This window comes from Pseudomonas sp. Ant30-3 (genome assembly GCF_000690905.1).
Classification (GTDB): Bacteria; Pseudomonadota; Gammaproteobacteria; order Pseudomonadales; family Pseudomonadaceae; genus Aquipseudomonas.
Genome location: NZ_JMCL01000107.1, coordinates 45288 through 58935, shown reverse-complemented (window position 1 = coordinate 58935; position 13648 = coordinate 45288). Strand labels below are relative to the sequence as shown.

General features: G+C 57.7%; 11 protein-coding genes. 6 read left to right on the top strand and 5 right to left on the bottom strand.

The window, feature by feature from the left end; all coding sequences use genetic code 11:
• Positions 1 to 141: 141 nt before the first annotated feature.
• Together lolA and DU29_RS0123850 are read right to left on the bottom strand one after the other, a co-directional pair.
• Positions 142 to 765, bottom strand: a complete 624-nt coding sequence (gene lolA / locus DU29_RS0123855; RefSeq protein ID WP_028623973.1) for an outer membrane lipoprotein chaperone LolA — start codon at positions 763 to 765, stop codon at positions 142 to 144.
• Between the two features lie 66 nt (positions 766 to 831).
• Complete coding sequence (locus DU29_RS0123850) at positions 832 to 3243, bottom strand: DNA translocase FtsK (protein WP_028623972.1); 2412 nt, start codon at positions 3241 to 3243, stop codon at positions 832 to 834.
• 500 nt (positions 3244 to 3743) lie between these two features.
• Between DU29_RS0123850 and aat the strand changes: the two genes are divergently transcribed.
• The 3 genes from aat (at position 3744) to infA (ending at position 5506) form a co-directional block, all read left to right on the top strand.
• Positions 3744 to 4424, top strand: a complete 681-nt coding sequence (gene aat / locus DU29_RS0123845; RefSeq protein ID WP_028623971.1) for a leucyl/phenylalanyl-tRNA--protein transferase — start codon at positions 3744 to 3746, stop codon at positions 4422 to 4424.
• A 55-nt stretch (positions 4425 to 4479) separates the two neighbouring features.
• Positions 4480 to 5187, top strand: coding sequence for an arginyltransferase (locus DU29_RS0123840; RefSeq protein WP_028623970.1), 708 nt, complete (start codon positions 4480 to 4482; stop codon positions 5185 to 5187).
• 100 nt (positions 5188 to 5287) lie between these two features.
• The gene (infA, locus tag DU29_RS0123835; RefSeq protein WP_002553999.1) at positions 5288 to 5506 is read left to right on the top strand and encodes a translation initiation factor IF-1; all 219 of its coding nucleotides are present in this window, start codon (positions 5288 to 5290) and stop codon (positions 5504 to 5506) included.
• A 224-nt stretch (positions 5507 to 5730) separates the two neighbouring features.
• Here infA and clpA read toward each other — a convergent pair whose 3' ends face one another.
• Both clpA and clpS read right to left on the bottom strand, forming a co-directional pair.
• Positions 5731 to 8001, bottom strand: a complete 2271-nt coding sequence (clpA, locus tag DU29_RS0123830) for an ATP-dependent Clp protease ATP-binding subunit ClpA (protein ID WP_028623969.1) — start codon at positions 7999 to 8001, stop codon at positions 5731 to 5733.
• Between the two features lie 30 nt (positions 8002 to 8031).
• On the bottom strand, positions 8032 to 8415 hold the full coding sequence (gene clpS, locus DU29_RS0123825) for an ATP-dependent Clp protease adapter ClpS (protein ID WP_020799529.1): 384 nt from the start codon (positions 8413 to 8415) through the stop codon (positions 8032 to 8034).
• A 225-nt stretch (positions 8416 to 8640) separates the two neighbouring features.
• On the opposite strand from clpS, the gene DU29_RS0123820 reads away from it, so the two are divergent.
• A complete protein-coding gene (locus DU29_RS0123820) occupies positions 8641 to 8928 on the top strand; it encodes a cold shock domain-containing protein (protein WP_028623968.1) in 288 nt (95 codons plus the stop codon).
• 53 nt (positions 8929 to 8981) lie between these two features.
• On the opposite strand, the gene icd is transcribed toward DU29_RS0123820, so the two are convergent.
• Entirely contained in the window at positions 8982 to 10238 is a 1257-nt protein-coding gene (gene icd / locus DU29_RS0123815; protein ID WP_028623967.1) for an NADP-dependent isocitrate dehydrogenase, read from the bottom strand.
• A 493-nt stretch (positions 10239 to 10731) separates the two neighbouring features.
• On the opposite strand from icd, the gene DU29_RS0123810 reads away from it, so the two are divergent.
• Together DU29_RS0123810 and DU29_RS0123805 are read left to right on the top strand one after the other, a co-directional pair.
• The gene (locus DU29_RS0123810) at positions 10732 to 12957 is read left to right on the top strand and encodes an NADP-dependent isocitrate dehydrogenase (protein WP_028623966.1); all 2226 of its coding nucleotides are present in this window, start codon (positions 10732 to 10734) and stop codon (positions 12955 to 12957) included.
• Positions 12958 to 13184: 227 nt separating this feature from the next.
• The gene (locus DU29_RS0123805) at positions 13185 to 13631 is read left to right on the top strand and encodes an NUDIX hydrolase (protein ID WP_028623965.1); all 447 of its coding nucleotides are present in this window, start codon (positions 13185 to 13187) and stop codon (positions 13629 to 13631) included.
• Positions 13632 to 13648: the final 17 nt, after the last annotated feature.

Sequence of the window (13648 nt, the reverse complement as noted above, 5' to 3'; positions counted from 1 at the left end):
GAGGGAGCTTGCTCCCGCTGGGCCGGGCTGGCGCCCCAGTGCGAAACGCCCGCTCTTTTCTACCTGAACAAAAAGGGACTGCTGCGCAGTCCAGCGGGAGCAAGCTCCCTCGCCACAAAAGCCCGCTTTTCGACTTGTGTTTTATTCCTGAATCACGTCCGCACCCTTCGGGATGTCGAACTTGAATTTGGACGCGGCAATCGGTTCGTTGGCCTTCACCCCGGTGAACAGGATGTTGGTGCGCTGACCGACGCTGTCGATCATCTGCATGTCATTGACCAGACCATTGCGGAACGACAGGCGCAGGCTGTCGAACAGGGTATCTTTGGTCTTCGGCTTCAGGGTGAAATCAATCACGCCGCCGGCTTCCTTGGCACTAATGTCGAAACTCTGGCTGATCTTCGACACGTCGCCAGACAGCAGCAGGGCAGGCGTCTGGGTCAGGCGCTGATCAAGGTTCTTGATGGTGGCTTGCTCGAGATCCGGATCCCACAGCGTCACTTTCTTGCCGTCGGAGACCATGGTCTGCTCGGCCGGCGCATCGGTGTGCCAGTAAAACAGGCCCGGGCGCTGCAGCGACATTTCGCCGGTGGTTTCCTGCAACTGAGTGCCGCTGCCATCGAGGGTCAGCTGCGAGAAGCGTGCGGACAGGGTCTGGGATTTTTCCAGCAGTTGGGTCAGACGCGTCACGTCCTTGTCATCGGCGTGGGCCGAGAGCGTGGTCAAAGCCAGTACCGGCAGCAACAGCATGCGGATAAGACGCATGGGAGTCCTCATAACATTCGTGGGAGTGCGGGTGGCGCCACAGGGCGCCACCCCTTCAATTTCAGATCAGTCGCGAACCGGGCCCGGAGCCAGGACTTCACGCGAGCCGTTTGTGTTCATGGAGGTCACGACGCCGGCCATTTCCATGGCTTCGATCATGCGTGCGGCGCGGTTGTAGCCGATTTTGAGCTTGCGCTGCACCGCCGAGATGGACGCCCGACGGCTTTCCAGCACGAACTGCACGGCTTCGTCGTAGAGCGCGTCGGTTTCTGCATCGTCGTCACCACCGCCGCTGCCGCCATTTTCAAAACCGCTGCCGGCTTCTTCGACGCCGGCGAGGATGTCATCGTTGTATTCCGGTGCGCCGCGCAGCTTCCAGGCTTCCACCACACGGTGCACTTCGTCATCGGAGACGAATGCGCCGTGCACCCGAATCGGCAGGCTGGTGCCTGGCGGCATGTAGAGCATGTCACCGTGGCCCAGCAATTGCTCGGCGCCGCCCTGATCGATGATGGTCCGCGAATCGATCTTGCTCGACACCTGGAACGCCATACGCGTCGGAATGTTCGCCTTGATCAGACCGGTGATCACGTCCACCGACGGTCGCTGGGTGGCGAGAATCAAGTGAATACCGGCCGCACGCGCCTTCTGCGCAATACGGGCGATCAGCTCTTCAACCTTCTTGCCGACGATCATCATCATGTCGGCAAATTCGTCGACGACCACGACGATGGTCGGCAGCTTGGTCAGCAGCGGCGCTTCGTCGTGAATGCTTTCGCGTTTGTACAGAGGATCGGTCAGCGGTTCGCCGGCGTCCTGGGCTTCCTTGATCTTGGCATTGAAACCGGCAAGGTTACGTACGCCCATTTTCGCCATCAGTTTGTAGCGACGCTCCATCTCCGCCACGCTCCATCGCAATGCGTTGGCCGCGTCTTTCATGTCGGTTACGACCGGGCAAAGCAAATGCGGAATGCCTTCATAGATCGACAATTCAAGCATTTTCGGGTCGATCATGATCAGTTTGGCGTCTTCCGGCCCGGACTTGAACAGGATCGACAGGATCATCGCGTTCACGCCCACGGACTTACCGGAACCGGTCGTACCGGCCACCAGCAAGTGCGGCATTTTCGCCAGATCGGTGATGACCGGCTTGCCGCCGATGTCGTGGCCGAGGGCCAACGTAACCGGGGATTTGAAGTTGTCGTACTCGGGGGTCGACAGCACTTCGGAGAAGCGCACGATCTGTCGGTCTTCGTTGGGAATCTCGATACCGACAGTGGTCTTGCCCGGAATCACTTCCACCACCCGCACGCTGGTCACCGCCAGCGAACGCGCAAGGTCTTTGGCCAGGTTGGAAATGCGGCTGACCTTGACCCCGGCAGCTGGCTGAATTTCGTAGCGGGTAATCACCGGGCCTGGGTGAATCGAATCCACCGAGACTTCGACGCCGAATTCCTTGAGCTTGATTTCCAGCAGATGGCCAACGGCGGCCAGCGATTCCGGGGAATAGTTGAGCTGCTTCTTCTCCGCCGGATCGAGAATCGAGATCGGTGGCAAGGTGCCTTCGACCGCGCTGTCGACAAACAAAGGCGCCTGCTTCTCTTTTTCTACACGTTTGCTCGGTGCGGACGGCTTCGGCGGTGCGGGGGCGATCACCGGCGGCACCTGCTTTTCGCGGTCCGACATGTGCTTGCTCAGCGCCTGTTCGCGCTCGATCAGGCGTTCTTTGACTTTGGCTTGCTCGCGCTTGTCGGTCACCGTTGGCGCGACCACATCATGCACGCGATCGTCGACTTCTCGCAGTTGCGCGACCAGTTGTTTGCGCTCGACGCGCGCGGCCCACCAGCGATTGGCCGCACCCTGAAACAGTTCGAACAGATCAAGGGTGATCTTGCCGGTGACGTCCATCACCTTGAACCACGACAGGTCGGTAAACACCGTCAAGCCAAACAGGAACAGGGCAATGAGCAGCAAGGTGCTGCCCTGGATATTGAGCGCGTTGCGGGCCAGATCGCCCAGGCTTTCGCCCAGCGCACCACCTGCGCCGGCCGGCAAACCCGTCGCGGCATGAAAATGGATATGAGCCAGCGCAGCACCGGACAGGACCAGAAACACCAGGCCGATCAGACGCCAGGAAAACAGCCAGCCGCTCCATTCCCAGGGTTGATGCCGCTGGCGGAAGATCTGATACGCCTTGACCGCCAGTAACAACGGGAAGATGTAGGCGAAGTAACCCAGCACCATAAACAGGATGTCGGCGCTGTATGAACCCGCGGGACCGCCGAAATTCTGCACGTCGTCGATCTTGCTGTTATGGCTCCAGCCCGGATCGTCCTTGCCGTAGGTCAACAAGGCCATCATCAGGAACAGGCACAGGGCGCCAATGGCGATCAATGCACCTTCCTTGAGTCGGTAGTGCAGTTGCTGGCGCCAGAGCGGCACGACGGCTGGTTTAGGTGCTGCGGTGGATTTCTTCAAAACGCTTCTATTCCTGCGCCAACGGCGCGTCCATCTGTTGAATGACTATGAAAAACTGCCCAATCAAGGCAGGCGAACAGTGAACCGGGGCAACCCGGAATACTTTTAACACTGCGTTCAGACTTTTAAAAACACAGTGCGCACTGAATATTCTGTAACAAGCCGGCATTGTACGGGTTTGCTCGCCGGATGCCATGGTTCGGCTGCCGTGTACGCCCGGTCCAATGAACCTCAATCAGCGGTTCAATTTGATCACGCATTTTCTTTTGTGACAAAGGCTTATGAGGTGAAGTTATAGACGAAGCGATGCGCGGCCGCTGCAGCAAGACACCTCTGGCACTCTGCCGCCGAGCCCGTTTACGACCTTGTTGATGCGGCCAAGTTGCGATTGCATCCTGTTATGTCGCGATTATCCTGAAGGACATTCCGTACGTTTGACGGCACACTGACGACGGGCCCTGGCCCGTCACCCGCCCTCCCCTTCTGCAAGCCTGAATGCCATGCTGACTTGGTTACAACGCAATACCCTGAGTTTCCCGCCGCTGGACAAAGCCATGCGCGATCCCAACGGGTTGCTCGCTGCGGGAGGCGACCTCAGCGCTGATCGTCTTATTCAGGCTTACCGGCACGGCTGCTTCCCATGGTTTTCCGAGGGCCAGCCAATTCTCTGGTGGTCGCCCGATCCGCGCACGGTGCTGTTTCCCGACGAATTGCATGTTTCGCGCAGTCTCAACAAATTGCTCCGCCAGCAACGCTATCGGGTGACCTTCGATCAGGATTTCGCGGCGGTCATCCGCGCCTGCGCCGCGCCCCGGGACTATGCAGACGGCACCTGGATCACGGAGGCCATGCAGGACGCCTACCTCCAATTGCACGCGCGTGGTTATGCGCATTCGGTCGAGGTCTGGGACGGTGAACTGCTGGTCGGCGGACTTTACGGCTTGGCGATGGGGCAGCTGTTTTTCGGCGAATCCATGTTCAGTCGCGCGGACAATGCTTCAAAATTTGGCTTCGCCACACTGGTGCGTCATCTGAAAAACTCGGGTTTCGTCCTGATCGATTGCCAGATGCCGACAGACCATCTGCACAGTCTTGGCGCCCGGGCGATTGCACGCAGGGAATTTGCCGGCTATCTGGCCCGCCATCTCGACCAGCCCAACGGCGCCAGCTGGGTTTGCTGAGCGACTTTGGCGTGCGTGGCTTACACTTAACAAAAGCTTATCCCGAGGGTTGATCATGACCGAGTTGGCGCGGTTGAAGTTCTATGCCACTCAGCCTCACTCTTGCAGCTATCTGCCTGAAGAGCAGGCGACGACCCTGTTCCTTGACCCTAGCCAGCCCATGGATGTGCATGTCTACGCGGATCTGTCGGAAATGGGTTTTCGGCGCAGTGGCGATCATCTCTATCGGCCGCATTGCCAGAACTGCAATGCCTGCGTCCCTGCGCGTATTCCCGTGGCGCAGTTCGCACCCAATCGTCAGCAAAAGCGCATTTTCAAGCGCAACGTCGATCTGCAAGTGCGTCCGGCCAAGCCGAAGTTCAGTGAAGAATACTTCGATCTTTACCAGCGCTATATCGAGCAGCGGCACGCCGATGGCGATATGTATCCGCCGAGTCGCGATCAGTTTTCGACGTTCCTGGTGCGCGATTTGCCGTTCTCGCGATTTTATGAGTTTCGCCTTGAGGGCCGGTTGCTGGCTGTGGCGGTGACGGATTTGCTGCCCAACGGCATGTCGGCCGTGTACACCTTCTATGAGCCCGACGAAGAACGCCGCAGCCTGGGGCGTTATGCGATCCTCTGGCAAATCGCCGAAGCTCAGCGACTGCAACTGGAAGCGGTCTACCTGGGTTACTGGATAAAGAACTGCAAGAAGATGAGCTACAAGACGCAATATCGGCCCATTGAACTGCTGATTAATCAGCGTTGGGTCATCCTGAACTAGAACCCCTTGGCTTAAACCCCATTTTTCGGGCACAATGCACGCCGCTTTTGCCTGGCGCAGTTGCACCGGGCCATTCATTGGACACCGAGGGCTTTACTGCATGTCGAAAGAAGACAGCTTCGAAATGGAAGGCACTGTCGTCGACACCCTGCCCAACACCATGTTTCGTGTGGAGTTGGAAAATGGGCACGTCGTAACCGCGCATATTTCCGGCAAGATGCGCAAGAACTACATTCGTATTCTTACCGGCGACAAAGTGCGCGTCGAGCTGACGCCCTATGACTTGAGCAAAGGGCGTATCACTTACCGCGCTCGCTAATCAAGTCAATACAAGACGCCCGGTTCTGCCGGGCGTTTTTGTTTGCCTGCGATTTAATTGCCCCCTTGTAGGAGTGAGCCTGCTCGCGATGGCGGTATGTCAGTGACGCCAATATTGGCTGGCATGAGGCCATCGCGAGCAGGCTCACTCCTACAGGGATCGCGGTGATTCGATAGACAGCAAAAAGGCGCCTTGCGGCGCCTTTTGCATTGTTGCGGTAAACGTCAGGCCATCTCAGCCGTCGTCTCGAAGTCAAACGTCAACTCACCGTCCTTGATGTCGATGTGAACCACACCGCCATGCTCGGCCAGTTCGCCAAACAGAATTTCTTCCGCCAGCGGACGCTTGATCTTTTCCTGAATCAGACGAGCCATTGGTCGAGCACCCATTGCCGCATCATAACCTCCCGCCGCCAGCCAACTGCGCGCAGCATCGGTCACTTCCAGCAATACGCGCTTGTCTTCCAGCTGCGCCTGAAGCTCGGTGAGGAACTTGTCCACCACGCTCTTGATAACCTCATGACTGAGGCGACCAAACTGGATAATGGTGTCCAGACGGTTGCGGAATTCCGGCGTGAAGCTCTTCTTAATCACTTCCATCGCATCAGACGAGTGGTCCTGATGGGTGAAACCGATCGAAGCGCGCGCCGCAGTCTCGGCACCGGCGTTGGTCGTCATGATGACGATTACGTTACGGAAATCTGCCTTGCGCCCGTTGTTATCGGTGAGCGTGCCGTGGTCCATCACCTGCAGAAGCAGGTTGAAGACTTCAGGGTGCGCCTTCTCGATTTCATCGAGCAACAACACGCAGTGAGGCTGCTTGGTGATGGCTTCGGTCAACAGGCCGCCCTGATCGAAGCCGACATACCCCGGAGGCGCACCGATCAGACGCGATACGGTGTGGCGCTCCATGTACTCGGACATGTCAAAGCGAACCAGCTCGATCCCCAGCGCTTTGGCCAGCTGACGCGCCGCTTCGGTTTTACCGACGCCGGTCGGCCCTGCGAACAGGAACGAACCGACTGGCTTGTCAGGCGACTTGAGACCGGCACGGGACAGCTTGATCGCGGTCGACAACGAGTCGATCGCAGCATCCTGGCCAAATACGGTCAGCTTCAGGTCACGCTCAAGGTTACGCAGCAGCTCTCTATCCGAGGTATTGACGTGCTTAGGCGGAATCCGCGCGATTTTCGCAACGATGTCCTCGACCTGCGGCACTTCAATGCGCTTCACACGCTTCTCGACCGGCTGCAGACGCTGATAGGCGCCCGCCTCGTCGATCACGTCGATAGCCTTGTCCGGCATGTGCCGGTCATTGATATAACGCGAAGCGAGTTCAGCAGCGGCACGTAATGCTTCATCACTGTATTCGATGCTGTGGTGCGCTTCGAAACGCCCCTTCAGCCCGCGCAGGATACCGATGGTGTCTTCCACCGACGGTTCCGATACGTCAACCTTCTGGAAGCGCCGGGCCAACGCCCGATCCTTCTCGAAGATCCCGCGAAACTCTTGGAACGTAGTCGAACCGATGCAGCGAATATCGCCCGAGGACAGCAGCGGCTTGAGCAGATTCGAAGCATCCATCACGCCACCAGACGCAGCACCCGCACCGATGATGGTGTGGATCTCGTCGATGAACAGGATCGCCTGTGGACGTTTTTTCAACTCATTGAGCAACGCCTTGAAGCGCTTCTCGAAATCACCGCGGTACTTGGTCCCGGCCAGCAATGCGCCAAGATCCAGCGAATACACCACGCTGTTGGCCAGCAGGTCCGGCACCTGATTGTCGACAATGCGCTTGGCCAGGCCTTCGGCGATCGCGGTTTTGCCCACGCCTGCCTCGCCGACCAGCAACGGATTGTTTTTGCGACGGCGCGCGAGGATCTGCGCGACACGCTCTACCTCCAGCTCACGGCCAACCAATGGATCGATTCGACCCTGGCGTGCGAGTTCATTGAGGTTGCTGGCATAAGCATCCAGAGGATTGCCTGAAGAAGAAGACTCACCGCCCTCGTCGTCCTGCATATCTTGTTCACCTTCAGAGTGATCGCCATGCCCCGGCACTTTCGAAATGCCGTGAGCGATGTAGTTGACGACATCGATGCGCGCAACGCTCTGCTGTTTCAGCAGGAACACCGCCTGACTCTCTTGCTCACTGAAGATTGCAACCAGCACATTGGCACCGGTTACTTCACGCTTGCCCGAGCTCTGCACGTGAAACACTGCACGCTGCAAAACGCGCTGGAAGCCCAGGGTTGGCTGGGTCTCGCGATCCTCGTCATGAAGGGGGATCAACGGCGTAGTAGAGTCGATGAACTCTTGCAGATCATGCTTGAGTTTGTCGAGGTTGGCGCCGCACGCACGCAATACGGTGGCGGCAGCCTCATTATCCAATAGGGCCAGCAAGAGGTGCTCGACGGTCATGAATTCATGACGCTTCGAACGTGCCTCTTTGAAGGCAAGATTGAGGGTGACTTCGAGCTCGCGGTTTAACATAGCTTCACCTCATACCCAAGTGGTCGGCGATTAACCGTCCTTCTCGATTTCACAGAGTAGCGGATGCTGGCTTTCCCTGGCGTACTGGTTGACCTGCATGGCCTTGGTCTCGGCGATGTCGCGGGTAAACACTCCACATACTGCCCGTCCTTCTGTATGGACGGCCAGCATGACCTTGGTCGCCAGCTCACGATTCAGGTTAAAAAACACCTCGAGCACTTCGACGACGAAATCCATCGGTGTGTAGTCATCATTGAACAAAACCACCTTGTACATCGGCGGCGCCTGTAAAGCAGGCTTGGCCTCCTGAACAGCAATGCCTGCGGAATCGTCGTCGTGTTCCTCCGGGCGATCTTTTTGGAGAGTCGGGCGATCCTGATTGAATGTTAGTCGAATCTGGCTGATTGCATGCATGGAAAGAAAGGTTCGTCAGTTGTGCGAATACAGTAGTGGGGACGGCTTTGAACGATTTCAACTCCGACTGCCTGGTCACCTTGACTATCAGCAAAACGGTGTTACAACCAATAGAGCCCACAGTGGGTAAAAAAGGTCCGCGGAGTCAAACTTATTTCACAGGTTCGACTGCGGATGTACTGGATGATACTCCAGTGATGGAGTCTGTTGCAGAGGGATATGAGCATGTCAGTCGGTAAGGTCAAATGGTTCAACAACGCCAAGGGGTTCGGGTTCATCAACGCTGATGCCGCCGAAGGCCGCTACGAGGATGGTTGTACCATTGATTTCTTTGCGCATTATTCGTCTATACAAATGGACGGCTACAAAACCCTCAAGGCAGGGCAGCTGGTCAATTTCGAAATCGTCCAGGGTCCCAAAGGGTTGCATGCCGTGAACATAACGGCTGTCGTCGAGCAGGCGAGCAAGCCGCAGACAACAATCGCCAACCCCGCTGAGGCGGTGTCTGGCTGACAACAGCAGATCGAAAAAAACCGCCCGAAGGCGGTTTTTTTATGCGCGCTCGCTTACATATGCGAGATCAGCGCATCACCGAAACCGGAAGACGACACCAGCTTCGCGCCATCCATCAGACGTTCGAAGTCATAGGTCACGGTTTTGGCCGAAATCGCGCCGTTGGTGCCCTTGATGATCAGGTCAGCTGCTTCAGTCCAGCCCATGTGACGCAACATCATCTCGGCAGACAGGATCAGCGAACCCGGGTTGACCTGGTCCTTGCCGGCGTATTTCGGCGCAGTACCGTGGGTGGCCTCGAACATGGCCACGGTGTCGGACAGGTTGGCACCCGGCGCAATACCGATACCGCCCACTTCTGCCGCCAAGGCGTCGGAAAGGTAATCGCCGTTCAGGTTCAGGGTCGCGATCACATCGTATTCGGCCGGGCGGAGCAGGATCTGCTGGAGCATGGCGTCGGCAATGGCATCCTTGACGATAACGTTCTTGCCGGTTCTAGGGTTTTTGAACTGCATCCACGGACCACCGTCGAGCAACGTCGCGCCGAACTCTTCAGCCGCCACTTCGTAGGCCCATTCCTTGAAGGCACCTTCGGTGAACTTCATGATGTTGCCTTTGTGCACGATGGTCAGCGAGTCGCGGTCATTGTCGACCACATACTGCAGGGCCTTGCGCGCCAGACGCTTGGTGCCTTCCAGGGAAACCGGCTTGACGCCGATACCGCAGTTTTCGTCGAAACGGATCTTGGTGACGCCCATTTCTTCTTTGAGGAACTTGATGACTTTGGTTGCTTCCGGCGAGCCGGCCTTCCACTCGATACCGGCATAAATGTCTTCCGAGTTTTCGCGGAAGATCGTCATGTCGACGTCGCCTGGCTTTTTCACCGGGCTAGGCACGCCTTCGAACCAGCGCACCGGGCGCAGGCATACATAAAGGTCGAGCTGCTGACGCAGTGCCACGTTCAGCGAACGGATGCCGCCACCGACCGGCGTGGTCAGCGGGCCTTTGATGGAAACCACGTAATCCTTGACTGCGTCGAGGGTTTCCTGAGGTAGCCAGGTGTCCTGATCGTAAACCTGAGTCGCTTTCTCCCCGGCGTAGACTTCCATCCAGGAAATTTTGCGCTCGCCGCCGTAAGCCTTCTTAACAGCAGCATCGACAACCTTGATCATGACCGGGCTGATATCAACACCAATACCATCACCTTCGATGAAGGGGATGATCGGGTTGTTAGGAACATTGAGAGAATGGTCCGCGTTGACGGTGATTTTGTCGCCGACGGCTGGAACCTGAATCTTCTTGTATCCCATGCTGAACTCCATTGTTTGGATTGAACATCTGGCTTCGTTCGAGCGTACCCCAGTTGAATCAGCACGCAAACCCTATGTTCCACCCATCTGCCGCAAAGCTGCGCCGTTCGCGACGTACAAGCCTGAAAGCAAAGGGAAAAGCGCCAAACTCAAGCACGTTCGACGACTCTACGCGCCCTGTTGCCCTGCGACCTTTAGACCAATGGACGAGAATCGTTACCTATGAACCATCGGCAGATTGCCAGCTACCTATGTATAATGCCGCCCGCTGACCACAGAGTCACGACGGCCGACCTCTCTACGACGAGACTTCCAGCCTGAAAAGCAGGACTGTTATCGCAGTCCACCCGCTTGCCGCTCGACTGATGCACCCAACATCACCGCGCACAAATCTCGACATTCGGCTCATGGATGACTTTGAACGAACGCGCTTACCCGGCGCCCCTCGAGTTTCTGCGCACGCTTTAGCAAAGAAGAGAGAGTTAATCCGAATATGCCCACCCGCTCGAAGATCATCTATACCTTCACCGACGAAGCCCCAGCCCTCGCCACCTATTCACTGTTGCCTATCGTAGAAGCCTTCACCGCTTCGGCTGATATCGCCGTGGAAACCCGCGATATCTCTCTTGCAGGGCGCATCCTGGCCAGCTTCCCCGAGCAATTGGGTGACAAAGCCGTAGCCGACCACCTCGCCGAACTGGGCGACCTGGCCGTTACGCCTGAAGCCAACATCATCAAGCTGCCGAACATCAGTGCTTCGGTTCCGCAACTGCAAGCCGCGATCAAAGAGCTGCAAGCCCAGGGCTTCGCGCTGCCGGACTACCCGGAAACCGTGACCAGCGACGCTGACAAAGAAGCCAAATCGCGTTACGACAAGATCAAGGGCAGCGCCGTGAATCCGGTTCTGCGCGAAGGCAACTCCGATCGCCGCGCGCCATTGTCCGTCAAGAATTACGCGCGCAAGCACCCGCACAAAATGGGCGCCTGGGCCAAAGACTCCAAGTCGCACGTTGCGCACATGAGCACCGGTGATTTCTACGGCAGCGAGAAAGCGGCCCTGATCGACGCGGCTGACGCGGTTAAAATCGAACTGATCGCTCAAGACGGCACCACCACCGTCCTGAAAGAAAAGACCACCGTGCAAGCCGGTGAGATCCTCGATTGCGCAGTCATGAGAAAAAACGCGCTGCGCACGTTTATTGCTTCGGAAATCGAAGACGCCAAAGCCAAGGGTGTGCTGCTGTCGGTTCACCTCAAAGCCACCATGATGAAGGTCTCCGACCCGATCATGTTCGGCCAGATCGTTGCCGAGTTCTATAAAGACGCGCTGGCCAAGCACGCAGACGTGCTGGCACAGATCGGCTTCAACCTGAACAACGGCATCGGCGACCTCTACGCTCGCATCAAAGCCCTGCCGGCCGAGCAGCAAGCGCAGATCGAAGCGGACATCCAGGCCGTCTACGCTGTGCGTCCGTCGCTGGCGATGGTCAACTCCGACAAAGGCATCACCAACCTGCACGTGCCGAGCGACGTCATTGTCGACGCCTCGATGCCGGCGATGATCCGTGACTCCGGCAAGATGTGGGGCACCGACGGCCAGTTGCACGACACCAAGGCGGTGATCCCGGATCGCAGCTACGCCACCATCTACCAGGCAGTAATCGAAGACTGCAAGGTCAACGGCGCCTTCGATCCGACCACCATGGGCAGCGTGCCAAACGTTGGCCTGATGGCGAAAAAAGCCGAAGAGTACGGCTCGCACGACAAGACGTTCCAGATCAAGACCAACGGCGTTGTCCGCGTCACCGACAGCAAAGGCACCCTGCTGCTGGAGCAATCGGTTGAAGCCGGCGACATCTTCCGCATGTGCCAGACCAAAGACGCGCCGATTCAGGACTGGGTCAAACTGGCCGTGAACCGCGCTCGCGCGAGCAGCACGCCGGCGATTTTCTGGCTCGACCCGATGCGCGCTCACGATGGCGTAGTGATCGAGAAAGTTCAGGCTTACCTGAAGGATCACGACACTGCCGGTCTGGATATCCAGATCATGGCGCCGGTCGACGCGATGAAGTTCACGTTGAAGCGCACTCGCGACGGCAAGGACACCATCTCGGTGACCGGCAACGTGCTGCGCGACTACCTGACTGACCTGTTCCCGATCATGGAACTGGGCACCAGCGCCAAGATGCTGTCGATCGTACCGCTGATGAATGGCGGTGGTCTGTTCGAAACCGGCGCTGGTGGTTCGGCACCGAAGCACGTTCAGCAACTGCTGGAAGAAAACTTCCTGCGCTGGGATTCGCTGGGTGAGTTCCTCGCCCTCGCCGCATCCCTTGAGCATCTGGGTGTGACGTACAACAACCCGAAAGCGCTGGTGCTGGCCAAGACCCTGGATCAGGCCACTGGCCAGTTCCTCGACAACAACAAGTCGCCATCGCGCAAAGTCGGCAATATCGACAACCGCGGCAGCCACTTCTACCTGGCGCTGTACTGGGCTCAGGCCTTGGCCGCCCAGACCGAAGACGCGGCACTGCAAGCGCAGTTCGGCGATCTGGCCAAGACTCTGACCGAGAACGAGGCGACCATCGTTGCCGAGCTCAATGCCGTTCAGGGCAAGCCAGTAGACATCGGCGGTTACTACCACGCCAATGCCGAGCTGATCAGCAAGGCCATGCGCCCGAGCAACACCTTCAACGCGGCGATTGCTGCGCTGGTGTAAGGTTGTAAGGATGCAAAGAAGCCCCGGCCCAGTGCCGGGGTTTTTGTTTCTGCCTTCTACCCAACCTAACTGGCAAAACCCTCCCTGTGGGAGCGAGCCTGCTCGCGAAAGCGATATATCATTCAACACCGGTTCGTCTGACCCAGCGCTTTCGCGAGCAGGCTCGCTCCCACAAGGGCCGGTTCCTGCATTGAAATTTTTTGCGCATTTGAAATCGAGGATTTTTTATGGACTGGAAACCCCACATCACCGTCGCCACTATCGTCGAAGACAACGGCCGCTTCCTCATGGTCGAAGAACATAAAGGCGGGCGCGTTGTGCTCAATCAGCCCGCAGGCCACCTCGACCCTGATGAAACCCTGATCGACGCCGTCGTCCGCGAGACCCTCGAAGAAACCGGCTGGGACGTCGAACCCACCAGCGTCGTGGGCATTTACCTTTACACCGCACCGAGCAACGGCGTGACCTATCAGCGGATTTGTTTCACCGCCAAGCCAATCAGGCATCATCCCGACTATCAGCTTGACGACGGCATCGTCGGCGCCAAGTGGCTGACGCGGGAGGAATTAATCGAACAGCGGGGCAATTGGCGCAGTGAGCTGATCATCCGCTGCATCGATGATTATCTGGACGGCAAACACTTCGGCCTCGAATTGATCCGCCCTTCTCTTTAGCCTTGTGGCCTTGGGCC